The organism is Enterobacter cloacae complex sp. P24RS (assembly GCF_014982165.1).
Lineage (GTDB): Bacteria > Pseudomonadota > Gammaproteobacteria > Enterobacterales > Enterobacteriaceae > Enterobacter > Enterobacter quasihormaechei.
On record NZ_JADCKU010000004.1, the window covers coordinates 124,153 to 147,423 of the forward strand.

Here is a 23,271-nt window from a genome sequence, read left to right on the forward strand (position 1 = left end):
GCCTAAGGTCTGGCCTTACCGCTGCCGATAATACGTCTGTGAAATGCCCTGGCGCACGGTGCGTCCTTCAGGAGTGGTAATGGAATTCTTTGATATCCGTAAAATGCCCGTCAGTCTCTGGCGTAACGGCGCGGGTGAGACGCGTGAGATTTGCTGTTTCCCTCCCGCGACGCGGGATTTTTCCTGGCGGGCCAGCATCGCCTCCATCGCCAGTAACGGCGAATTTTCCGCTTTTCCGGGCGTTGACCGGGTGATAACGCTGCTGGAAGGCGGCGAGGTGACGCTGGATGCGGGCAGGGCGTTTTGCCATACCCTGAAGCACCATCAACCTTACGGCTTTGCGGGCGATCTGACGGTAAAAGCGGTGCTCACGGAGGGGCAGATGTCGATGGATTTCAACATTATGACCCGACGGGAGCACTGCCAGGCAAAGGTGCGCGTTGCTACCCGAACGTTCACCACCTTTGCGTCACGCGGTGGGGTGGCGTTCGTGTTAAGCGGGGCCTGGCAACTGGGCGACAAGTTACTGACCGCCGATCAGGGCGCCAGCTGGGAAGCGGGCACCCATACCCTCCGATTACTGGAAACGAAAGGGGCGCTGCTGTTCAGTGAAATTACCTGGCTGCCGGGTCAGTGAGCGCGATGATCTCATATTTACCGGTTAACAGCGGCTTACAGAGAATTTTATAACCGTCCTGATCGAACCCGGCGGGGGTGCGTAGCAGGGCGGTGGCGTCATCCAGGCTATCGACGGCGCCAAGCCAGAGCCAGTTGCGAATGATGTGATAATGCGTCATATCCTCGCGGGTTTCTTTCAACGCCACCGCGCCTTCCCACGGCCAGCAGTTAACGCTGATCGAGGCCAGGCCCGCCATAAACCGGGCGTGATGGTCTTCAACGCTCTCTCTTCCACAGCACGCCCCGGCGCAGCGTTTCAGCGCGGAACGGAAACAGGCGCGGCCGCGGGTGGTGGCTTCCAGCCCCAGCAGGCCGTAGCAAAGCTGTAATTCATCAGCCAGGGATTGCAGGGTTTGCAGTGCGGCACGTTTGTTGGCAAACAGGCCGTAAAGATTCGGTTCATGTGAAAAATCCACTTCACGGGCATACACCACCTGCGGTTTTCCCGCGTTGACCTGCAAGGAACACAGCTGGCGGTTGCGGCGCAGGCGTTTGTTAAACAGCGGCTGCTGTTCCTTGATGAGCCTGGCTTCGAGCAGAAGGGCACCCAGTTCGCCTGCCGTCTCGATCCAGGTGATCCGCCGGGACTGCCTGAGCATCGACGCCTCGTCTGGCGTACGCAGGTGCGACATCACCCGGCTGCGGATATTCACGCTTTTGCCGATATAGAGCGGCATGGTGTCGCTGTCGCCGTGAAAGAAATAGACGCCAGGCTGTTTAGGCAATGCCTCAAGCCAGGGGCGAAGATGCTCGGGATATTCGTAGATAGCCGCCGCTTCAAACTCAAGACGCGGGGCGGATTGACGCCTGCTCACATACTGCTCCATATACTGTTCAGGTATACAGTGTAGCAGGTGTTTGGTGGTTAAAAAAGAGCCGGGTGGCGGCTACGCCTCACCCGGCCTGCAACAGCGCGGAACCGTAAGCCCAGCAAGCGAAGCGCCGCTGAGCAAACATGTTGGCTATTTCTTCCAGAAGTCGTCAAACACCGTGATTGGCGGACGGCGCTTGTGCTCGGTTTTCAGATACCAGCCTTCGATAATTTTTGCAGTCCCTTCGTCGAGCGTTTTGCCTTCGAGATAATCATCGATGTTGTCATAGCTCACGCCCAGCGCCGCTTCATCCGGCAGGGAAGGACGATCGTCCTCGAGGTCTGCCGTTGGTGCCTTCTTATAAAGGTGTTCCGGGCAGCCCAGCGCCGCCAGCAGCTGCTTGCCCTGACGCTTGTTCAGGCGGAAGAGCGGGTTGATGTCCGTGCCGCCATCGCCGTATTTGGTGAAGAAGCCGGTAATGGCTTCCGCGGCATGGTCCGTGCCGACGACCACCCCTTTGGTCATGCCTGCGATACTGTACTGGGCCTTCATGCGCTCGCGGGCTTTCTCGTTGCCGCGAACAAAATCGCTCAGTTCAATGCCGGCTTCACGCAGGGCCTGCTCGCTTGCCAGCACCGATCCTTTGATGTTCACGGTAAGCACGCGGTCCGGCTGGATAAAGGCGATAGCATCCTGACAATCCTGCTCGTCGGCCTGCACGCCATACGGCAGACGTACGGCAATAAATTGCAGCGCGGCGTCACCGGTCTCGTCACGCAGCTCGGAGATGGCCATCTGGCTCAGCTTACCGGCCAGCGTGGAGTCCTGACCGCCGCTGATACCCAGCACCAGCGTCTTCAGGAAAGGGTGTGCAGACAGGTAAGCTTTCAAAAAATCAACGCTACGACGGATCTCTTCATTGGCATCAATCGCAGGTTTCGCGCCCAGCGCCTGGATAATTTCTTGTTGCAGAGCCATTACGCCCTCCCTATGCAGAACCAAACAGAATGTACGATCTGTTAAAACTAACCCTTTGTCGGGAAAACGACAAGGATCACAGTTTTGAGTGTACTGTTTTACAGCGATTTCGCAGCTTATCGTTGTTTTATTAGAATTTTCCGAAATTCGTCTGGCGTAACTCGCAAAGTTGAACAATAGTAATTTTTATCCCATGCTTAGTTAACACGCTGATAAACAAGAGGACGGAATATGAACAAGAACGTAGCAGGAATTTTAAGCGCAGCGGCGGTACTGACTATGCTGGCAGGGTGTACAGCTTACGATCGCACTAAAGATCAGTTCACACAGCCAGTGGTTAAAGACGTCAAAAAAGGGATGACGCGTTCCCAGGTTGCGGCCATTGCCGGTAAACCTTCTTCTGAGGTCACCATGATCCACGCGCGTGGTACCTGCCAGACCTATATTCTGGGTCAACGCGATGGTAAGGCAGAGACCTACTTTGTCGCCCTGGATGATACGGGTCACGTGATCAATTCTGGTTACCAGACCTGTGCTGAATACGACACCGACCCGCAGGCACCTAAGGCACAGTAAGCGTACTTGCCCGCTAGCGATTGAAACCGGCCTGAAGGCCGGTTTTTTTATGCATACGTAAATCTTATTTCTTGTCGCGAATTATTTGCCTGAAATGTGAAGGTAGTCAACAAGCCAGGTCAATGAGAGACAATTTTAGTCTGTCCAGAATTATCCCCTCCCTGTACCATTGCGTATACTCACTTCAACAACAAACAATGTTCAGCACACTGCCCGTCAGCCAGGATAGCGAGTCGAGTGATAGCGCGACGGCGGACAGACCAATAAGAGGGAAATTATCATGGAAAAGAAACATATCTACCTGTTCTGCTCTGCGGGCATGTCAACTTCGCTGCTGGTTTCTAAAATGCGCGCGCAGGCCGAAAAATATGAAGTCCCTGTGGTGATTGAAGCGTTTCCGGAAACGCTGGCGGGCGAAAAGGGCCAGGCGGCAGACGTTATTTTACTGGGGCCGCAAATCGCTTATATGTTGCCCGAAATTCAACGTCTACTTCCTAATAAGCCGGTCGAAGTGATCGACTCCGGTCTGTACGGCAAGATTGATGGTTTAGGTGTATTAAAAGCTGCTGTTGCGGCGATTAAAAAAGCTGCTAATTAATTTTTTATTTTTCCCGTCAAAGAGTTATTTCACACACAATACGCCGTAACGGTTGTTGCGGCATTTAAGGGTATTTTCCTATGAGTAAAGTCATCGCTTCACTTGAAAAGGTACTCCTTCCTTTTGCTGTTAAAATAGGAAAGCAGCCTCACGTTAATGCCATTAAAAACGGCTTTATTAAATTAATGCCGTTGACGTTAGCCGGGGCAATGTTCGTTTTAATTAACAACGTTTTTCTGAGCTTTGGTGAAGGTTCCTTTTTTTATTCATTAGGAATTAGGTTAGATGCTTCCACTATTGAAACCCTTAATGGTTTAAAAGCCATTGGCGGCAACGTATACAACGGTACGTTGGGTATTATGTCGCTAATGGCGCCTTTCTTTATCGGTATGGCGCTGGCGGAAGAGCGTAAAGTGGATCCGCTGGCGGCGGGCTTACTGTCTATAGCCGCGTTTATGACCGTCACGCCGTACAGCGTGGGCGACGCTTACGCCGTAGGCGCCAACTGGCTGGGTGGGGCAAACATCATTTCCGGTATTATTATCGGGCTGGTGGTGGCCGAAATGTTCACCTTTATTATTCGCCGCAACTGGGTTATCCGCTTGCCGGATAGCGTTCCGGCCTCCGTTTCTCGTTCATTTTCCGCGTTGATTCCGGGCTTTATTATTCTCTCCATCATGGGGATTATTGCCTGGGCGCTCTCTCACTGGGGGACTAACTTCCACCAGATCATTATGGACTCTATCTCAACGCCGCTGGCGTCGATGGGTAGCGTGGTCGGTTGGGCGTACGTCATCTTTACCTCCCTGCTGTGGTTCTTCGGCGTGCATGGTTCACTGGCACTGGCGGCGCTGGACAGCGGTATTATGACCCCGTGGGCACTGGAAAACGTCGCGCTTTACCAGCAGTACGGCTCCGTCGATGCGGCGCTGGCGGCCGGTAAAACCTTCCATGTGTGGGCGAAGCCGATGCTGGACTCCTATATCTTCCTGGGCGGTACCGGGGCGACGCTGGGTCTGATCATCGCGGTCTTTATTGTCTCTCGCCGCGCTGACCATCGTCAGGTTGCGAAGCTGGCCCTGCCGTCAGGCATCTTCCAGATTAACGAGCCGATCCTGTTTGGTCTGCCGATTATCATGAACCCGGTGATGTTCATTCCTTTCATCCTGGTTCAGCCGCTGCTGGCCGCGATTACGCTGACGGCGTACTACCTGGGCATTATCCCGCCGGTGACCAACATTGCACCGTGGACGATGCCGGCCGGTCTGGGCGCGTTCTTCAACACCAACGGTAGCGTGGCCGCCTTCCTGCTGGCGATATTCAACCTCGGGATTGCAACCCTGCTCTACATGCCGTTCGTGGCGATAGCGAACAAAGCCGCAACGGTGATCGATGAAGAAGAGAGCGAAGAGGATATCGCCCTCGCACTGAAATTCTAAAATTACACGGCGCGGGGCAACCCGCGCCAGCGTAAAGGAGCTGAAGATGTTAGATTTAGACAGTATCGTCGCAGAAGAAACCGTAGAGAACGATCTGGAAGAGGTGGTGATGGGTCTCATCATCAACTCCGGGCAGGCGCGCAGTCTTGCGTATGCGGCGCTTAAGCAGGCTAAGCAGGGCGATTTCGTTGCCGCGAAAACCATGATGGAGCAGTCCCGCACGGCGTTAAACGAAGCGCATCTGGTACAGACGAAGCTCATCGAAAGCGACCAGGGTGAAGGGAAGATGAAGGTGAGCCTGGTGCTGGTACATGCGCAGGATCACCTGATGACCTCCATGCTGGCGCGCGAGCTGGTAGCGGAGCTCATTGAGCTTCACGAGAAGATGCAGTAAGACAGTTCAGGCAGCAGGAGGTCAGCACGATGGAAATCAAAACCGCACATGAGCAGCAGCTGTTTAACGGCAAGAATTTTCACGTGGTGATATACAACAAGACGGAGAGCGCCAGCGGTCTGCACCAGCACGACTACTACGAGTTCACGATTGTTCTGACCGGCCGCTATTATCAGGAGATCAACGGTAAGCGCGTCCTGCTTGAGCGCGGTGATTTCGTCTTTTTGCCGATGGGATCTTATCACCAGAGCTTTTATGAGTTTGGTGCGACGCGCATTCTGAACGTAGGGGTGAGCAGGCGTTTCTTCGAGAAGCACTATCTGCCGCTGGTCCCGTTCTGCTTTGTGGCGTCACAGGTGTATCGCGTCAAAAATGAGTTTATGACCTGGATTGAAACGGTTATTGCCTCGCTGAATTTCCGCGACAATGAATTTGATGAATTTATTGAAACCGTGACGTTCTACGTGATGAATCGCCTTCGCCATCACCGTGAAGAACAGCAGGTGGTGGATGATATTCCCCAGTGGCTGCGCAGTACCGTGGAGCTGATGCACGACAAAGGGCAGTTCAGCGATAACGCGCTGGAAAACATGGTGGCGCTGTCGGGTAAATCGCAGGAATATTTAACGCGCGCCACGCAGCGCTATTACCGTAAAACGCCTGTGCAAATTATTAATGAAATCCGCATTAATTTTGCCAAAAAGCAGCTGGAAATAACGAACTACTCTGTCACCGATATCGCATACGAATCCGGTTACAGCAGCCCCAGCCTGTTTATTAAAACCTTTAAGAAACTGACTTCATTTACCCCGAACAGTTACCGCAAAAATTTAACGGTAATTAATTAACCTTCGGCGGTTTATCCGCCAGGAATATTGACGTAATGGCTTGCCCAAATAGCGGGAAGAGTACGCTATACCTTGCAGGCGATTAACCTGATACGCTAAGGGAGAAATTATGCAAAAGAAATTAAAAGTCGTAACCATTGGTGGCGGCAGCAGCTATACCCCGGAATTACTAGAAGGTTTCCTGAAACGTTATCATGAATTACCGGTCAGCGAATTATGGCTGGTGGATGTTGAAGAAGGTCAGGAGAAGCTGAATATTATTTTTGAGCTGTGCCAACGCATGGTTGAAAAGGCAGGCGTGCCCTTAACCGTGCATAAAACGCTGGATCGCCGCCTGGCGCTGAAAGATGCTGACTTCGTGACCACGCAGCTGCGCGTCGGCCAGCTAAAAGCACGTGAGCTGGATGAGCGTATTCCGCTGAGCCACGGTTATCTGGGGCAGGAAACCAACGGGGCAGGCGGCCTGTTTAAAGGTCTGCGTACCATTCCGGTTATTTTTGACATCATCAAAGACGTGGAGGAGATCTGCCCGAACGCGTGGGTGATTAACTTTACCAACCCGGCTGGAATGGTCACCGAGGCGGTTTATCGCCACACCGGTTTCAAACGCTTTATCGGCGTTTGCAATATTCCGATTGGCATGAAAATGTTCATCCGCGATGTGCTGGCGCTGAACGATAACGACGAACTGTCCATTGACCTGTTCGGCCTGAACCACATGGTCTTTATCAAAGATGTGATCGTGAACGGGCAATCGCGCTTTGCAGAACTGCTCGATGGCGTCGCCTCTGGCCGCCTGACCACGGCCTCGGTGAAAAACATCTTCGACCTGCCGTTCAGCGAAGGGCTGATCCGCTCCCTGAACCTGTTGCCGTGCTCGTATCTGCTTTACTACTTCAAGCAGAAAGAGATGCTGGCGATTGAAATGGGCGAATACTACAAAGGCGGCGCGCGTGCTCAGGTTGTGCAGAAAGTAGAGAAGCAGCTGTTTGATTTGTATAAAGATCCGAACCTGAACGTGAAGCCGAAAGAGCTGGAGCAGCGCGGCGGGGCATACTATTCGGATGCCGCGTGTGAAGTGATCAACGCCATTTACAATGACAAGCAGGCCGAGCACTATGTGAACGTTCCGCATCATGGGCACATCGACAACATCCCGGCAGACTGGGCCGTTGAGATGACCTGCATCCTTGGACGCGACGGCGCAAAACCGCATCCCCGCATTACCCATTTCGACGATAAAGTGATGGGCCTTATTCACACCATCAAGGGCTTTGAAGTCGCGGCGAGCAATGCGGCCCTGAGCGGCGAGCTGAATGACGTGCTGCTGGCGCTGAACCTCAGCCCGCTGGTGCATTCTGACCGTGATGCTGAAAAACTCGCGAGCGAGATGATCCTGGCGCATGAAAAATGGCTACCAAACTTTGCTGCAACGGTTGAGAAACTGAAGCTCACACACCGTTAAGAGGAGATGCGATGGAAAACCTGCTGATCGTCAATGCCGATGATTTTGGCCTGTCAAAAGGGCAGAACTACGGCATTATCGAAGCCTGTCGCCGGGGCGTCGTGACCTCTACTACTGCGCTCATCAACGGTGAGGCGGTGGAACATGCGGCGCAGCTAAGCCGTGAGGTGCCCGAACTGGGCATCGGCTTGCACTTTGTGCTGACGCTTGGGCAGCCCCTTTCACCGATGCCGGGGCTGACGCGCGACGGGCAGCTGGGTAAATGGATTTGGGAAATGGCGGAGCAGGACGCTCTGCCGCTCGATGAGATTGCCCGCGAGCTGGATTGCCAGTTTAACCGCTTTGTGGATGTGTTTGGCCGTGAGCCCACCCATATTGATAGTCACCATCATGTGCATATGATCCCGGCGATTTTCCCGCTTGTGGCAGAGTTTGCCCAACGTAAAGGCGTGGCGATGCGCCTGGATCGGGAGGTGCGCGAATTACCGGACGTCGTGGTGACGTCAACGGAGGGGTTCAGCAGCGCATTTTACGGCGACAAGATCAGCGAAGCGCTGTTCCTTAAGGTGCTGGATGATTCCGCCGTGCGGTCGCTGGAGATCATGGCGCATCCCGCCTTTATCGATAACACCGTGCGTAAGAGCGCCTACTGCTGGCCGCGTCTGGCGGAGCTGGACGTGCTGACGTCGGCGTCGCTGAAGTATGCGATTGCCGAGCGCGGGTATCGTCTGGGGACGTTCAGGGATCTTTGAGATAAAGCCCGGTGGCGGCTTCGCCTTACCGGGCCTACAAAAGCAATCGAAATGTAGGCCGGGTAAGCGCAGCGCCACCCGGCTTTTTTTTTTACGCCGGTATCTGGTCGGTTTTGCTGCTGCGCGACCACACGCGGTGCGCGGCGAGCAGGTCAAACAGCCGGGTCATAAACGCATCGTCAACGTTATCACCTTCGACAATGCCTTCTTCCCCTTGATCCGGTACCTTCAGCAGAGATTTAAACTTCCGCGCATCGCCTGCCAGGGCGATTGGCTTCAGGTGCTTATAGGCTTCCAGCAGATAATAGGCGGCATCACCGTTGCCGAGCAGACTCTCAACGTCGCCGCACGGCATAATCACCGCGTCAACCGTCAGCGACGGTGCCCCGGCGAAGGTCGCGGCAATCGGCAGGACGGAGCCATCGTCAGCCGTCACTTCACCCATGCGCGAGTAAAGCAGTTTGGCATGTACGCCCTGGGTTTTGAGCGCCCGCATGATCCCCAGCACGTCGCTGGCGCGCGGTTTATCGTTCAGCAGGATAGCCACCACGCGGCCTTTAATCGATCCGCCAGGTACCGCGTACAGGCTCAGGGACGGATCTTTCTTCAGCCCGTTCACGTCTTTTGGCGGCGCGGCATGGCATTGCTCGTCGGTGAGCGTAATGCCGAGGTTATTCGCCACGCCCTGCGCAAGCTGGATATCGATATGTGCCAGATGGTCAACCACGCGCTCGCGAATGTAGGTGCGCACCACTTTACTCAGCTCAAAGCTGAAGCCGCCGATAATGTGCTGCTGTTCGATCGGGGTCTGGCTGTTCCAGAACAGGCGAGGGTGGGCGTAATACTCGCCGAAGGACGGGCTGCGTTCGCGAATTTTTGTTCCGTCCACGCGCTCCTGATACGACTCGAATCCGCCACGTTTTGGTCCCGGCGGCGTTTCGCGCGGCCAGTTATCGTTAATGGAGTTCGGCTCGTAGTTCGCCGGGTTGGTGTCGATATCCTGACGATGCATCCCGTCACGCTGGAAGTTATGGTAAGGGCAGGTAGGACGGTTGATCGGAATTTCGTGGAAGTTTGGTCCGCCGAGACGACTGATCTGCGTATCGGTATAAGAGAACAGACGGCCCTGAAGCAGCGGATCGTTGGTGAAATCCAGCCCCGGCACAATATGGCCCGGGTGGAACGCAGCCTGCTCATTCTCCGCGAAGAAGTTATCCGGGTTGCGGTTAAGCACCATTTTGCCCACCAGCTGAACCGGCACCAGCTCTTCAGGAATTAGCTTGGTTGGGTCGAGCAGGTCGAAGTCGTATTTAAACTCGTCCTCTTCCGGGATCAGCTGTAACCCCAGCTCGTATTCCGGGAAATCTCCGGCTTCAATGGATTCCCACAGTTCACGACGGTGGAAGTCCGGATCGCGTCCGGTGAGCTTCTGCGCTTCATCCCACACCAGCGACGCTTTCCCCGCGACCGGTTTCCAGTGGAAGCGCACAAACGTTGCTTTGCCTTCGGCGTTAATAAGACGGAAGGTGTGAATACCAAACCCTTCCATGGTGCGATAGCTGCGCGGGATCCCCCGGTCAGACATCGCCCACATCACGTTGTGCAGCGTTTCCGGTTGCAGGGAGACGTAGTCCCAGAAAGTATCGTGCGCACTTTGTCCCTGCGGTATGGCCCAGTGTGGCTCCGGTTTTACCGCATGGACAAAGTCAGGAAACTTATGCGCATCCTGAATGAAGAACACCGGGGTGTTGTTACCGACCAGGTCGAAAATACCCTCTTCGGTATAGAATTTAGTGGCGAAGCCGCGGATATCACGCACCGTGTCAGCCGAGCCAGCGCCGCCCTGTACGGTAGAGAAGCGCACAAACACCGGTGTGATTTTGTTCGGGTCGGAAAGGAAATCCGCTTTCGTGATCTCCGTCAGGCTCTTGTACGGCTGGAAATAACCGTGCGCCGCGGAGCCGCGAGCGTGGACGATGCGCTCAGGAATACGCTCATGGTCGAAATGGGTGATTTTTTCGCGCAGGATGAAATCTTCCAGCAGCGTCGGACCGCGCGTTCCGGCGCGCAGGGAGTTCTGGTCATCGGCAATGCGAACGCCCTGGTTCGTGGTCAGCGCATGGCCTTCACCGCCCTTGCGGTGAGGATCGAGCGATTTCAGCTTTTCGTTTTCCGTTTCCGGGGCTTTCATGCTGCCCGGGGCGGTAGGCTGTTCACCCGGTGCGGAAGGACCCGGTGAAGGTTTGTGTGAGCCGTCGGCGGGGGCAAGTGAGTCCATTCCCGGTTGAGATTCTTCAGTGCCATGAATGGGTGACTGATGTGGTTTATCATTGTTCGACATTGCACGCTTCTCCTTTGTTCATTCCTAAAAACCCTATTAAGGATAGAACAATGTTAAGAATTAGCAGGCGAACTAAGCGTTTTCAGATATTGATTAGCGAAAGGAGCCCTCTGCCTTACGTCAGGCGCGACGGGCGGGGGGAGAATCGGCTATGATAGAAATTTCCTGCTTTAAGAATTTGCTTTAGTGAATCCGTCGCTTATGAAACCTCTTCGTCAACAAAACCGCCAGGTTATTAGCTATGTACCCCGCGTTGAGCCCGCGCCGCCAGACCATGCCCTGAAGGTGGATGGTTTTCGCGATGTCTGGATGCTGCGGGGTAAATACGTTGCCTTCGTGCTGATTGGCGAGCACTTCCGTCGCTCCCCTGCGTTTACGGTGCCGGAATCGGCGCAGCGATGGGCGATGCAGATGCGCCAGGATGAAGAGGTTGAAGAATAACAGCCATAAAAAAACCGCCCTCAGGCGGTTTTTTTATTTCGGCAGTGATTAACGATGGGCCAGTTCGGCATCTTCTTCACTGTCGAGAATCGTTTTGTCGGTCTGCTTCAGCCACTGGCTGGTCAGGGTACCAGCGGTCATTGAGCCACTCACGTTCAGCGCGGTACGACCCATGTCGATCAGCGGTTCAACAGAGATCAGCAGGGCGACCAGCGTCACCGGCAGGCCCAGCGCAGGCAGAACAATCAGCGCAGCGAAGGTCGCGCCGCCGCCCACGCCTGCAACACCGGCGGAGCTAATGGTCACGATACCGACCAGCGTCGCAATCCAGACCGGATCCAGCGGGTTAATGCCGACGGTTGGAGCTACCATCACGGCCAGCATCGCCGGGTAGAGGCCCGCACAGCCGTTCTGGCCGATAGTGGCGCCAAAGGAGGCCGAGAAGCTGGCGATAGACTCCGGTACGCCCAGACGACGGGTCTGTGCTTCGACGTTCAGCGGAATAGATGCCGCGCTGGAACGGCTGGTGAAGGCGAAGGTCAGCACCGGCCAGACTTTGCGGAAATATTTCAGCGGGCCAACGCCGTTCACCGCCAGCAGAATGCCGTGCACAACAAACATGATGCCCAGACCCAGGTACGAGGCAATCACAAAGCTGCCAAGCTTGATGATGTCTTGCAGGTTAGAACCAGCAACGACTTTGGTCATCAGCGCCAGGACACCGTAAGGCGTCAGCTGCATGACCAGACGCACCAGCTTCATCACCCAGCTTTGCAGGGTATCAATGGCAGTCAGCACGCGCTCGCCTTTTGGCGCATCGTCCTTCAGCAGCTTCAGCGCCGCCACGCCCAGGAACGCCGCGAAGATCACCACGCTGATAATGGAGGTTGGGCTTGCACCGGTCAGGTCAGCAAACGGGTTCTTCGGAATGAAGGAGAGCACCATTTGCGGAACGGTCAGATCGGCCACTTTACCCACGTAGTTGGTCTGAATAGCCGTCAGACGCGCGGTTTCAGCGCTGCCCTGCACCAGACCTTCAGCGGTCAGGCCAAACAGATTGGTCACCAGCACACCCACCAGCGCCGCAATCAGTGTGGTGAAGAGCAGGGTACCAATGGTCAGGAAACTGATTTTACCCAGCTGAGACGCATTATGCAGACGGGCCACGGCGCTCAGGATAGAAGCGAATACCAGCGGCATGACGATCATTTGCAGCAGCTGTACATAGCCGTTACCGACAATGTTGAACCACTGAATAGAATCTTTCAGTACCGGGCTGTCGGAGCCGTAAATAGCGTGTAAGGCCAGGCCAAACACCACGCCTATCACCAGACCGACCAGCACCTTTTTCGCCAGGCTCCACTGTTTGTGGCGAGCCTGGGCGAGAAGCAATAGCAATACGACGAACACAACAATGTTCGCGATGAGTGGAAAATTCATCCCCGTTCTCCTGATTTATTATTCGGTCGGTTTTTACCGAACCTGTTGGCGCAAGGTTATCAGAAGAGTGATGTAGCGCTTATATCCATATGGAATGGTTTATGACAAAAGTGATTATATTGTCGGTTTAATGTTCAATCTGGTGATTAATAAAACGATTGAACTGAAATTGCAGCGAGTTGATCATCTGCGACGACCAGCGCACTGCACCATTTTCGGGCAACGTCTGCGGCATCCAGACGGCATACGCAAACAGCGCCATGCACAGCACGCGCTCCAGCTGGTTGCCTTTTTGCGGCACGAGGATCGGCAGGCGGAAACGCCAGCGGCAGGGCCAGAGCAGCGGAACGCCCGCAGGCGTCAGCATATCCGCCAGGATATGGCTCAAGTAACCGAGCACCATGCCCTGAATGGCATCCGCCGGGACTATCCAGCTCTCAGGAACCTTCAGATAAAAGAGGGTTAACAGGCCAAACACGGCCAGCAGGCTGTGGGTGAACCCGCGATGACCAAAGGCTCTGGCGATGGGTTTTGAAATCCACTTCAGCCGTTGACCGAGGAAGGATTTGGGATGGTCGATGTCCGGCAACAGGCAGGTCAGTACGGCAGAAGGGACAATATGCCACCAGTCCCCCTGTGCCAGCACAGGGGTCAGTTCAGCGTTTTTAGCAAACACTGCACAGGCAAGTGAAAAAAGCAGGTGGCCTTCCGCCGTCATGATAAAACCCGGTAAACTGTCAATTCATACAGTATAGGGTTTTTATACAGTGTGCGAAAGAGGTGACGGTGTAACTCTTTATCACAAATGCGCAGTTAGCGCGCCAGCCAGCCGCCGTCTACGGCGAGGGTATGGCCGTTGACGTAATCAGAGGCTCCTGAGGCCAGAAACACCACCGGCCCCTGTAAATCCTCCGGTAGTCCCCAGCGTCCCGCCGGAATACGCTCGAGGATCGCCTGGCTGCGTTGCTCATCATCGCGAAGCTGTTGGGTGTTATTTGTCGCCATATAACCCGGCGCGATAGCGTTCACGTTAATGCCCAGCGGCGCCCATTCGTTTGCCAGCAGGCGGGTGAGCCCGAGGACGCCGCTTTTCGAGGCCGTATAAGAGGGCACACGAATGCCGCCCTGAAAGGAGAGCATGGAGGCAATGTTAATGATTTTTCCGCCCTGACCCTGATCGATAAACCGTTTGGCCACCGCCTGCGAGAGGAAAAAGACCGATTTCAGGTTCAGGTCGATGACTTCGTCCCAGTCTTTTTCGCTGAATTCCAGCGCATCGCACCGACGAATGGTGCCGGCATTGTTAACCAGAATATCGATGCGTCCCATCTCTTTAACAGCGGTGTCCACGACGCTCTGAATGTTCTCATGCTTGCCGAGATCGGCGCGGATTGCGATAAAGCGTCGTCCCAGCGCCGTAACGCACGCTGCCGTTTCGTCAGGAACCTTGCGGTTAACACCCACGATATCGCAACCTGCCTCGGCGAGGGCAATGGCCATGCCCTGACCCAGGCCGGTATCGCACCCGGTCACCATCGCCACTTTTCCTGCCAGAGTAAAAGCATCCAGTATCATACGCGCCTCATAAGTCAGGTTATTGTCATTCTGCACGTAAGGATAGGAGCCTGGAATGAGAAAAGCAAATAAAGTAAAACGATGTTTTAATTTTGTGATGCAGGCAGCCGAAGCTGCCTGAAAAGAGGGTCACTCTCCGCGCAGATGGCGGACAGTCAGTTCTTCAAGAGACGTCAGCCTGACATCCGCGAGGGCAAAACGAGGATCGTGTCGGCCTTCTTCAGCAGGCACAACGATGGAGCGCATACGCGCGGCTTTGGACGCTATCATGCCGTTAACGGAATCTTCCAGCGCCACGCAGGTGAGCGGATCCAGCCCCAGTTTCGCGGCGCAGTCCATATACACCTGCGGGTGCGGCTTGCTGTAAGGCAGCTTTTCGGCCGAGGCCAGCGCGTCGAAGCTGTCGCGCAGCCCAAACATCGTCAGCACTTTTTCCAGCATATGCAGAGGTGAGGCGGAGGCCAGCCCCACTTTCAGTCCTTGCGCCTTACACAGGGCGATAGCGTCATGGACGCCCGGTAACAGTGGCTTATATTCTTCAACCAGGGAGATAGCGCGGTTGATAATGCGCGCCGTGACTTCGTCGCGATCCGGTCCAACCCATGGCTGGTGGGCATACCAAAGATCGACCACCATATCGATACGCAGCCCCAGGGTATCGGGGAGTTCGTTACGACGACTGATATCGACGCCGAGGCTGGCCATCACGTCCAGTTCAGCCCTATCCCACAGGGGTTCGGAATCAATCAGCAATCCATCCATGTCAAAAATAGCGGCAAGTATCTGGCGCGGTGTCGACATTACAACTTCTCCTTATCTTAGAGGTAAGACGAACGGTGCTAAGCACAAGCAATTTAGCATATCGCATCCAAAGATCGGGCGAAAATGACCGACAGCAGGTAGACTTAGGCACAAATAACGCGTCTTTATTAAGAGGAACTGATGACGTATCAACAAGCTGGACGCATTGCGATCTTAAAACGTATTGCTGGTTGGGTTATTTTCATTCCCGCCCTGATTTCAACGCTGATTTCCGTACTCAAATTTATGTACGATCACAGCGAAAAACAGCCGGGCATCAATGCCGTCATGCTTGATTTTGCCCACGTAATGATTGAGATGATGCGGTTTAATACCCCGTTCCTGAACGTGTTCTGGTTTAACTCGCCCACGCCGGATTTTCACCACCAGCTTAACGTTGGCTTCTGGATAATCTATGCGCTGATCTTTATCGCAATGGCGTTGCAGGCCTCCGGCGCACGCATGAGTCGCCAGACCCGCTTTTTACGTGAAGGGGTTGAAGACCAGATGATCCTTGAGAAGGCCAAAGGTCCTGAGGGAATGACCCGCGAGCAGATCGAATCGCGCATTGTCGTTCCGCGCCATACCATCTTTGTGCAGTTTTTCCCGCTCTACGTTCTGCCGGTCATTATCATTGTGGCCGGGTATTTCTTCTTTACGCTGCTCGGCTTCCTGTAAATGCTGAAGGGGGCGTGTTGCGCCCCCCTTACGTTATGCCGCCAGAATGCGGTCCAGCGCACGCTGGGCATTAACCAGATGATTTCCGCCAAACAGGATGGCCCGGTTGAGCAGGGTGTATAGCTGATACACCGGCTGGCGTTCGAGAAAGTCAGGTGGCAGAGGCGAGACCGACTGGTAGCCATCATAAATTTGTGGCGGCTGTTCAGGGTGCAGCGGCAGCATCGCGAGATCGCACTCTCTGTCGCCCCAGTAGCAGGCCGGGTCAAATATATAAGGTCCATCAGGCCCAAGCGCACAGTTATCCGACCATAAATCCCCGTGCAACAGTGAAGCCTGAGGCTGATGCGAGGCCAGGCGCTGCTGGACGTGTTCAACAATCGCATCGATGTTGCCGAACGCCAGCCCCTTTTCAGCGGCCAGCTCCAGCTGCCAGCCGATTCGCTGCTCGGCGAAAAATGTCGACCAGCGACGCTGCCACGCGTTTGGCTGCGGCGTGGTGGAGAGGTCGTTATCAAAATCGAGCCCGAACTGAGGCTGATCGCTCCACTGATGCAGGCGGGCAATCTGTTGACCAAGGATAAAGGCGTTGTGGGCATCCAGAGGGCGCGCGGGGAGATAGTTCATCACCAGAAAGCTGTAGTCGCGATCGCTGCCGACGGCTAAAACCTGCGGAACGGTGACGGTTTTACTGCGCGATAACAGCTCAAGCTGATCGGCTTCGGCAGTAAAAATGGGAAGCAATTCGCGTTCATCACATTTCACGAAAAGATCGCGCCCGGCGTAGCGTAAATGCCATGCGGCATGGATCTCTCCGCCTGGCAGTTCGTTACGCAGTTCAATTTCACCTTCACCCAGCTGCTCACTTAAAAGATGACTGATAGCCTGCCACATGATGTCTCTCCCATGTTGTCTGCCAGATCATAAAGTTAGCGCAAAACGGCAATAAAAAAACAGGAACTAACGCACAACTGAGCGGTTTAATTTTATACAGGGCACTTATTGTTCTTTTTTGTGCCAGTTTTCCCAGCTATCCACGTCAATTTCTGTCGCTTTGTCAGTCACGCTTTCCACCAGGCTGCTGGCCAGCGCCTTGACCTCTTCCTGACTGAGCGGGCTAATCAGGCCAAAAGCCAGCGAGCCGAGGTCGTGGATATTGCCTTCGTCGTCGGTCAGCGTGAGCAGAAAATTTGCCCGCGTGAAAGCGTTGTTAAGTTCATTCAGCTCGGTCAGCGACGCCTCATGAATATTGACGGTTACGACGTAGCGGGTGATATCACCACTGCTCATAATGCACCTCGTTGTTATCCTGAAAGTTTTCTTAGCATAGTTGATAAGCGCTATTTAGCGACTTCCCCCTCCACAGGAGGGGGAAGAAGGTTTAGCTTTTCGCCAGGTAATCGACAATTTTTTGGGTATCCACAAGCGAGCACAGCCGCGTTCCCTGATTGATGGTGGCCGCACTCCCTGCCGCGACGCCATAGCGTGCCATCTCCAGAAGCGAAGCGCCCTGCGCCAGCTTCAGCACCATCGCGCCAACCATACTGTCACCTGCACCTACGGTGCTCTGGCTTTTCATCGGTGGTGGAACGACCTGCACACAGCCCGTCTTGTCGACAGCCAGCGCACCCTGAGGACCGAGAGAGACCACCACGCGATGCGCTTTGCCCGTACGTACCAGCTCTTCTGCGGCAGTACGCACGTCATCGGGCTGGTTGAGCTCGCGATTGACAAGCGCACTCAGCTCTTTCTGGTTAGGTTTCACGAGTTCAAGTTGCCCGGGTTCTAACGCCGCCTTCAGGGCTTCGCCTGAGCTATCAACAATGCAGCGGATGCCGCGCTGGAGCACCGCCTGAACCAGCGCCGTCAGCTTTTCTGTTTCAATGCCCGGCGGCAGGCTACCGCTGATGACCAGCAATGAGCCGCTTTCAATGGTCAGCACTTTCTCTTCCAGTTGACGAAACTCATCATCGCTCAGCTTTGCCCCCGGCATCACAAAACGATACTGTTCGCCGCTCGATTCAACATGAACGTGCAGGTTCTGCCGGGTCCAGTCTCTGGCGTCTACCGTGTCTACCGCAACCTGTTCATCTGCCAGCAACGCAACCAGATGTTCGCCCGTGGCGCCGCCAGCAGGGAAGATGGCGGTTGCTTTTCCGCCGAGATGGGTAATGGCGCGCGCCACGTTAATACCACCGCCGCCGGGTTCGAATACCGGCGCGCTACAGCGTAGCTTACCTTCCGGGTAAATTTGCGGCGTCATGGTCGCGGAGTCGAGGGAAGGGGAGAGCGTCAGCGTGTAAATCGAAGTCATCATGACCTCCTTTTAGCATGGGTTCTTTTAAGCCTGGCACCGTTTGGCAGGAAGGCAACGTAAATAACAGTATGATTTTAAAAATGAATGCTGACAAATAACCTGCGCAGGACATATAAAATAAAACGCGTTTTGGGATCGTTCTTATTCAAAAAATGAAAGAAGAAATTATTGCTATGTTATTTGCGGCTTTTTATAATTTGTTACCTTTCTATGGTCGCCTTGTCATTGATCCGCAAGAAAGTTTCCGAGACCGTGACGGTCTCTTTTTATGTTGTACGGACTCCTTAAATATAATGAAGCTTTTGAAGACAGTACCCGCAGCACTGATGCTGGCGGGTGGCGTATTTGCGTCACTGAACGCAACCGCCGATGATACCGTTTTTACTGTCATGGACGACCCCTCCACTGCCAAAAAACCCTTTGAAGGTAACCTGAATGCCGGGTATCTGGCGCAATCCGGTAACACGAAAAGCTCCTCCCTGACCGCAGACAGCACCCTGACCTGGTACGGCAATACCACGGCCTGGTCGCTGTGGGGAAATGCCAGCAACACGTCTGCTAACGATGAACGCTCCTCGGAGAAATATGCGGTAGGCGGACGTAGCCGTTACAACATGACCGATTATGACTACCTGTTCGGGCAGGCAAGCTGGCTGACTGACCGCTTCAACGGCTATCGCCAGCGCGATGTCGTGACGGCGGGTTATGGGCGTCAGTTCCTGAATGGGCCGGTGCACAGCCTCCGTTTTGAATTCGGTCCGGGTATGCGTTACGACGAGTACACCAACGGCGAAGATGAAACCCAGCCGCTGGGTTATGCATCGGGCACCTACGCATGGCAGATGACCGACAACGCTAAATTCACCCAGGGCGTGTCGGTGTTTGGTGCAGAAGATACCACCCTGAACTCTGAAAGCGCGTTGAACGTGGCCATCAACGAACACTTTGGACTCAAGGTAGCCTACAACGTAACCTGGAACTCATCCCCCCCTGATTCTGCGCCGGAACATACCGATCGCAGAACCACGATTTCTTTAGGTTATAAAATGTAATTCCGTCGGGCTGAGATTCTTCTCGGCCCGTTTTTTATTTTTTGAAACTGTGCTTAATTATATTAAATGGCGTTTTAAAAATAACAGAATGCATCCTCTTCATCATTTCTCCATAATTAGGCGTGCACGGCTTATTCAGTTTATTTGACACGAATTGATAAATATTTTGACTAGGAAAAAGTGTGATCCAGATCTACACTTACGCCACAGGCAAAAAATCGCCTCAGGCTTTTTCTGCATTAATTTAGTATGAGAATAAAATTATGAAAACAATCAAAACTGCTACAGCAGCGATGGTGCTTTCCGCACTTTCATTTGGCGTCTTTGCTGCTGATAATATGACGCAACCTGCCAGTGACGCTAACAGCCAAATCGGAATCACCAACGCCTCTGATGTTGAAGCGGGCTCTAACATTGCCCCTGGCTCCCAGTCTACCGGCCAGTCAATGAACGATGCGTTTGATGTGCATAAGCTGGTAGCGGGTGAGTGGTCCTGATAAATTAACTGCCACGTTGTGATGGAATATAAACGCTATGACAACCTGTCGAAAACCGGATAATGATGTACCGGTTTTTCACAATCCGGTGGCGTAAAGAGAGTTAAAGATTATTCAATAAATTAACGGCACGTTTACGCTGACCTCAGCACAAATGACTTCCCTTTCTGACAATACATTAACCCCAAATCATTGCAGCCCAGCGCAGCAGCAACATCGCGCCGCAAATAGCAATTAATACCACGACCATTTTCCAGTGCTTAACGGCAAATCTTTTTGTTGGCATAACCTAATCCTTGTCAGTTGATACCCTTAGTGTACCAAAGTCTGCGCCAGAAAGCGCTTTACCCGGGACAACAGGTTATGCCAGAACACCGGTTCGGCTCAAAACCACTGGAATCTGTTGGCCAGAATCAAAACCAGGCCAGCCGCGGAAAGTAGATTCAATATCACAACGGTTCTGCTGGATACGTTCACGTGATACCCCTTCGATGTTTAAGGACCAGATCAAGAATAGCTCAGCACTTTTGGATTGCGAGCCTCCGTCAGCAAAAGTTCATGAACGCATACAAAAGGATGAGCGGTTCAAAACGGTCGCAGAGGATGCATTCGCCCTTTCAATAGTGTTACCATTAGGCTGCTTGCCGTATATTCGCCTTTGTCTGATTTCGGCTGGCAGAGGATGACGAACCAATTTGACGATTGTTGGTCAGATGGTTCCTAATCTACTGTTTAATCACGATTATTTTCTTTGTATATGCTCTTATGTGTGGGGCATCACTGCAAATAAGGATATAAAATGCCTGTAATTACTCTTCCTGATGGCAGCCAACGCCATTTCGACCACGCTGTAAGCCCAATGGATGTAGCCCTGGACATCGGTCCTGGACTCGCAAAAGCAACCATTGCAGGCCGCGTAAACGGTGAGCTGGTAGATGCGTCTGATGTTATTGAAAACGATGCGACGCTCTCAATCATCACCGCGAAAGACGAAGAAGGTCTGGAGATCATTCGTCACTCCTGCGCGCACCTGTTAGGTCATGCTATCAAGCAGCTGTGGCCAAACACCAAAATGGCGATCGGCCCGGTTATCGACAACGGTTTCTACTACGACGTTGACCTTGACCACACCCTGACCCAGGAAGATATCGACGCGCTCGAAAAACGTATGCACGAGCTCGCCGAAACTAACTATGACGTCATCAAGAAGAAAGTCAGCTGGCACGAAGCGCGTGAAACCTTCGTGAAGCGCGGCGAGAGCTATAAAGTCTCGATTCTTGACGAAAACATTTCGCATGATGACAAGCCTGGCTTGTACCATCACGAAGAATACGTCGACATGTGCCGTGGACCGCACGTGCCGAATATGCGCTTCTGTCATCACTTTAAACTGATGAAAATCGCAGGCGCCTACTGGCGTGGCGACAGCAACAACAAGATGTTGCAGCGCATCTATGGTACCGCGTGGGCCGATAAAAAAGCCCTGAACGCGTACCTGCAACGCCTGGAAGAGGCGGCTAAACGTGACCACCGTAAAATCGGTAAGCAGCTTGACCTGTATCATATGCAGGAAGAAGCGCCGGGGATGGTGTTCTGGCATAACGACGGCTGGACTATCTTCCGTGAACTGGAAACGTTCGTACGCTCCAAGCTGAAAGAGTACCAGTATCAGGAAGTGAAAGGCCCGTTCATGATGGACCGTGTGCTGTGGGAAAAAACCGGCCACTGGGACAACTATAAAGATGCGATGTTCACCACCTCGTCTGAGAACCGTGAATACTGCATCAAGCCAATGAACTGCCCGGGCCACGTTCAGATCTTTAACCAGGGTCTGAAATCCTACCGCGATCTGCCGCTGCGTATGGCCGAGTTCGGTAGCTGCCACCGTAACGAACCATCAGGTGCGCTGCACGGTCTGATGCGCGTTCGTGGCTTTACTCAGGATGATGCGCATATCTTCTGTACTGAAGATCAGGTACGTGATGAAGTTAACGCCTGTATTCGTATGGTCTACGATATGTACAGCACCTTTGGCTTCGAGAAGATCGTGGTCAAACTCTCAACGCGTCCGGAAAAACGTATCGGCAGCGATGAGACATGGGATCGCGCAGAAGCGGATCTCGCCGTGGCGCTGGAAGAGAATGGGATTCCATTCGAATACCAGCTGGGCGAGGGCGCATTCTACGGTCCGAAAATTGAATTTACCCTGTATGACTGCCTCGATCGCGCATGGCAGTGCGGAACGGTACAGCTGGACTTCTCCCTGCCGCAGCGTTTAAGCGCCTCTTATGTTGGCGAAGACAACGAGCGTCAGGTGCCGGTCATGATTCACCGTGCTATTCTCGGTTCACTGGAGCGCTTCATCGGCATCCTGACCGAAGAGTTCGCGGGCTTCTTCCCAACCTGGCTTGCGCCAGTGCAGGTGGTAGTGATGAACATTACCGATTCTCAGGCGGATTACGTTAAAGAATTGACGCAGAAACTACAAAATGCGGGCATTCGCGTAAAAGCAGACTTGAGAAATGAGAAGATTGGCTTTAAAATCCGCGAGCACACTTTACGTCGTGTCCCGTATATGTTGGTCTGTGGTGATAAAGAGGTGGAAGCAGGCAAAGTTGCCGTTCGCACCCGCCGTGGTAAAGACCTGGGGAGCCTGGACGTAAGTGAAGTGATTGAGAAGCTGCAACAAGAGATTCGCAGCCGCAGTCTTCAACAACTGGAGGAATAAGGTATTAAAGGCGGAAAACGAGTTCAAACGGCACGTCCGAATCGTATCAATGGCGAGATTCGCGCCCAGGAAGTTCGCTTAACAGGTCTGGAAGGCGAGCAGCTGGGGATTGTGAGTCTGAGAGAAGCGATCGAAAAGGCTGAAGAAGCTGGAGTAGATTTAGTTGAAATCAGCCCTAACGCCGAACCGCCAGTTTGTCGTATCATGGACTACGGCAAGTTCCTTTATGAAAAGAGTAAGTCTTCTAAGGAACAGAAGAAGAAGCAAAAAGTTATCCAGGTTAAGGAAATTAAATTCCGTCCTGGTACCGACGATGGCGATTATCAGGTAAAACTCCGCAGCCTGATTCGCTTTCTGGAAGATGGCGATAAGGCCAAAATCACGCTGCGTTTCCGCGGTCGTGAGATGGCCCACCAACAGATTGGTATGGAAGTGCTTAACCGCGTCCGTGAAGATCTGAGTGAACTGGCAGTAGTCGAATCCTTCCCTACGAAGATCGAAGGCCGCCAGATGATCATGGTGCTCGCTCCTAAGAAGAAACAGTAAGGCCTTCAAGCAGCAGAATCTGTGGAGCCTTCGGGCCCCATAGGTTTTGTTCGCCTATGTTTCGTTTATTTAACAATGCGAAGTGGAAGTTATTAAAATGCCAAAAATTAAGACCGTACGCGGTGCTGCTAAGCGCTTCAAAAAAACCGGTAAAGGTGGTTTTAAGCACAAGCACGCTAACCTGCGTCACATTCTGACTAAGAAAGCTACCAAGCGTAAACGTCACCTGCGTCCAAAAGCCATGGTTTCTAAAGGCGATCTGGGCCTGGTCATCGCGTGCCTGCCGTACGCATAAGTCGTTAACGTTTAACTTTT

General features: G+C 53.5%; 26 protein-coding genes and 1 pseudogene. 15 read left to right on the forward strand and 12 right to left on the reverse strand.

Translation table 11 applies throughout. From position 1 onward, the window contains the following. The first annotated feature begins 79 nt into the window (after positions 1-79). Complete coding sequence (gene ves / locus INF58_RS05125; protein ID WP_107535166.1) at positions 80-637, forward strand: environmental stress-induced protein Ves; 558 nt, start codon at positions 80-82, stop codon at positions 635-637. On the opposite strand, the gene cho is transcribed toward ves, so the two are convergent. Both cho and nadE read right to left on the reverse strand, forming a co-directional pair. Continuing rightward, positions 615-1,493, reverse strand: a complete 879-nt coding sequence (gene cho / locus INF58_RS05130; protein WP_197711252.1) for an excinuclease Cho — start codon at positions 1,491-1,493, stop codon at positions 615-617. The genes ves and cho overlap by 23 nt on opposite strands. A 147-nt stretch (positions 1,494-1,640) precedes the next feature. Continuing rightward, entirely contained in the window at positions 1,641-2,468 is an 828-nt protein-coding gene (gene nadE, locus INF58_RS05135) for an ammonia-dependent NAD(+) synthetase (protein ID WP_063448995.1), read from the reverse strand. Between the two features lie 231 nt (positions 2,469-2,699). Here nadE and osmE point away from each other — a divergent pair, with 231 nt between their 5' ends. From osmE to chbG, 7 genes and pseudogenes are all read left to right on the forward strand, one after another. Then, positions 2,700-3,044: an osmotically-inducible lipoprotein OsmE gene (osmE, locus tag INF58_RS05140; RefSeq protein WP_003857836.1), complete on the forward strand. Its 345-nt coding sequence runs from the start codon at positions 2,700-2,702 to the stop codon at positions 3,042-3,044. 274 nt (positions 3,045-3,318) lie between these two features. Then, positions 3,319-3,642, forward strand: a complete 324-nt coding sequence (chbB, locus tag INF58_RS05145) for a PTS N,N'-diacetylchitobiose transporter subunit IIB (protein ID WP_258004020.1) — start codon at positions 3,319-3,321, stop codon at positions 3,640-3,642. 80 nt (positions 3,643-3,722) lie between these two features. Continuing rightward, the gene (gene chbC / locus INF58_RS05150) at positions 3,723-5,081 is read left to right on the forward strand and encodes a PTS N,N'-diacetylchitobiose transporter subunit IIC (RefSeq protein WP_017384664.1); all 1,359 of its coding nucleotides are present in this window, start codon (positions 3,723-3,725) and stop codon (positions 5,079-5,081) included. A gap of 46 nt (positions 5,082-5,127) precedes the next feature. Then, on the forward strand, positions 5,128-5,475 hold the full coding sequence (chbA, locus tag INF58_RS05155) for a PTS N,N'-diacetylchitobiose transporter subunit IIA (protein WP_193527157.1): 348 nt from the start codon (positions 5,128-5,130) through the stop codon (positions 5,473-5,475). An 11-nt stretch (positions 5,476-5,486) separates the two neighbouring features. After that, a pseudogene (gene chbR / locus INF58_RS05160) lies at positions 5,487-6,323 on the forward strand (transcriptional regulator ChbR); the annotation flags it as partial. Positions 6,324-6,432: 109 nt separating this feature from the next. Further along, positions 6,433-7,788 carry a 6-phospho-beta-glucosidase gene (locus INF58_RS05165; RefSeq protein ID WP_193527158.1) on the forward strand — a complete coding sequence of 452 codons (1,356 nt, stop codon included), beginning with the start codon at positions 6,433-6,435 and terminating at the stop codon, positions 7,786-7,788. Positions 7,789-7,799: 11 nt separating this feature from the next. After that, positions 7,800-8,540 carry a chitin disaccharide deacetylase gene (gene chbG / locus INF58_RS05170; protein WP_193527159.1) on the forward strand — a complete coding sequence of 247 codons (741 nt, stop codon included), beginning with the start codon at positions 7,800-7,802 and terminating at the stop codon, positions 8,538-8,540. Between the two features lie 91 nt (positions 8,541-8,631). On the opposite strand, the gene katE is transcribed toward chbG, so the two are convergent. After that, positions 8,632-10,881 carry a catalase HPII gene (katE, locus tag INF58_RS05175; RefSeq protein WP_063866458.1) on the reverse strand — a complete coding sequence of 750 codons (2,250 nt, stop codon included), beginning with the start codon at positions 10,879-10,881 and terminating at the stop codon, positions 8,632-8,634. A gap of 201 nt (positions 10,882-11,082) precedes the next feature. On the opposite strand from katE, the gene cedA reads away from it, so the two are divergent. Further along, entirely contained in the window at positions 11,083-11,322 is a 240-nt protein-coding gene (gene cedA, locus INF58_RS05180; RefSeq protein WP_063448988.1) for a cell division activator CedA, read from the forward strand. A 48-nt stretch (positions 11,323-11,370) separates the two neighbouring features. Here cedA and INF58_RS05185 read toward each other — a convergent pair whose 3' ends face one another. From INF58_RS05185 to hxpB, 4 genes are all read right to left on the reverse strand, one after another. Further along, entirely contained in the window at positions 11,371-12,762 is a 1,392-nt protein-coding gene (locus INF58_RS05185; protein ID WP_193527160.1) for an L-cystine transporter, read from the reverse strand. A gap of 127 nt (positions 12,763-12,889) precedes the next feature. Then, positions 12,890-13,480, reverse strand: a complete 591-nt coding sequence (locus INF58_RS05190; RefSeq protein WP_015570742.1) for a metal-dependent hydrolase — start codon at positions 13,478-13,480, stop codon at positions 12,890-12,892. A 95-nt stretch (positions 13,481-13,575) separates the two neighbouring features. Further along, the gene (gene kduD, locus INF58_RS05195) at positions 13,576-14,337 is read right to left on the reverse strand and encodes a 2-dehydro-3-deoxy-D-gluconate 5-dehydrogenase KduD (protein ID WP_193527161.1); all 762 of its coding nucleotides are present in this window, start codon (positions 14,335-14,337) and stop codon (positions 13,576-13,578) included. A gap of 129 nt (positions 14,338-14,466) precedes the next feature. Beyond that, positions 14,467-15,138, reverse strand: a complete 672-nt coding sequence (gene hxpB / locus INF58_RS05200) for a hexitol phosphatase HxpB (protein WP_107535171.1) — start codon at positions 15,136-15,138, stop codon at positions 14,467-14,469. A gap of 141 nt (positions 15,139-15,279) precedes the next feature. Here hxpB and INF58_RS05205 point away from each other — a divergent pair, with 141 nt between their 5' ends. Next, complete coding sequence (locus tag INF58_RS05205) at positions 15,280-15,816, forward strand: YniB family protein (RefSeq protein WP_063866463.1); 537 nt, start codon at positions 15,280-15,282, stop codon at positions 15,814-15,816. Between the two features lie 33 nt (positions 15,817-15,849). Here the strand turns inward: INF58_RS05205 and INF58_RS05210 are convergent, their stop codons facing one another. The 3 genes from INF58_RS05210 to pfkB all read right to left on the reverse strand — a co-directional run bounded on the left by INF58_RS05210 (position 15,850) and on the right by pfkB (position 18,130). Further along, a complete protein-coding gene (locus tag INF58_RS05210; RefSeq protein WP_063448983.1) occupies positions 15,850-16,710 on the reverse strand; it encodes a fructosamine kinase family protein in 861 nt (286 codons plus the stop codon). Between the two features lie 105 nt (positions 16,711-16,815). Beyond that, on the reverse strand, positions 16,816-17,106 hold the full coding sequence (ghoS, locus tag INF58_RS05215) for a type V toxin-antitoxin system endoribonuclease antitoxin GhoS (RefSeq protein WP_003857822.1): 291 nt from the start codon (positions 17,104-17,106) through the stop codon (positions 16,816-16,818). A 91-nt stretch (positions 17,107-17,197) separates the two neighbouring features. Next, the gene (gene pfkB / locus INF58_RS05220) at positions 17,198-18,130 is read right to left on the reverse strand and encodes a 6-phosphofructokinase II (RefSeq protein WP_193527266.1); all 933 of its coding nucleotides are present in this window, start codon (positions 18,128-18,130) and stop codon (positions 17,198-17,200) included. A gap of 296 nt (positions 18,131-18,426) precedes the next feature. Here pfkB and INF58_RS05225 point away from each other — a divergent pair, with 296 nt between their 5' ends. Further along, positions 18,427-19,185, forward strand: a complete 759-nt coding sequence (locus INF58_RS05225; RefSeq protein WP_193527162.1) for a YdiY family protein — start codon at positions 18,427-18,429, stop codon at positions 19,183-19,185. A gap of 263 nt (positions 19,186-19,448) precedes the next feature. Continuing rightward, a complete protein-coding gene (locus INF58_RS05230) occupies positions 19,449-19,682 on the forward strand; it encodes a hypothetical protein (protein ID WP_063448979.1) in 234 nt (77 codons plus the stop codon). 178 nt (positions 19,683-19,860) lie between these two features. On the opposite strand, the gene yniD is transcribed toward INF58_RS05230, so the two are convergent. Together yniD and yncL are read right to left on the reverse strand one after the other, a co-directional pair. Beyond that, a complete protein-coding gene (gene yniD, locus INF58_RS05235) occupies positions 19,861-19,968 on the reverse strand; it encodes a small membrane protein YniD (protein WP_003857815.1) in 108 nt (35 codons plus the stop codon). 98 nt (positions 19,969-20,066) lie between these two features. Further along, positions 20,067-20,159 (reverse strand): stress response membrane protein YncL, encoded by a 93-nt coding sequence (gene yncL / locus INF58_RS05240; protein WP_074160885.1) that lies wholly within the window; start codon positions 20,157-20,159, stop codon positions 20,067-20,069. Positions 20,160-20,481: 322 nt separating this feature from the next. Here yncL and thrS point away from each other — a divergent pair, with 322 nt between their 5' ends. The 3 genes from thrS to rpmI all read left to right on the forward strand — a co-directional run bounded on the left by thrS (position 20,482) and on the right by rpmI (position 23,251). Then, positions 20,482-22,410: a threonine--tRNA ligase gene (thrS, locus tag INF58_RS05245; RefSeq protein ID WP_063448978.1), complete on the forward strand. Its 1,929-nt coding sequence runs from the start codon at positions 20,482-20,484 to the stop codon at positions 22,408-22,410. A 3-nt stretch (positions 22,411-22,413) separates the two neighbouring features. Then, positions 22,414-22,956: a translation initiation factor IF-3 gene (gene infC / locus INF58_RS05250; protein WP_059287945.1), complete on the forward strand. Its 543-nt coding sequence runs from the start codon at positions 22,414-22,416 to the stop codon at positions 22,954-22,956. 97 nt (positions 22,957-23,053) lie between these two features. Then, on the forward strand, positions 23,054-23,251 hold the full coding sequence (gene rpmI / locus INF58_RS05255; RefSeq protein WP_001124225.1) for a 50S ribosomal protein L35: 198 nt from the start codon (positions 23,054-23,056) through the stop codon (positions 23,249-23,251). Positions 23,252-23,271 lie beyond the last annotated feature (20 nt).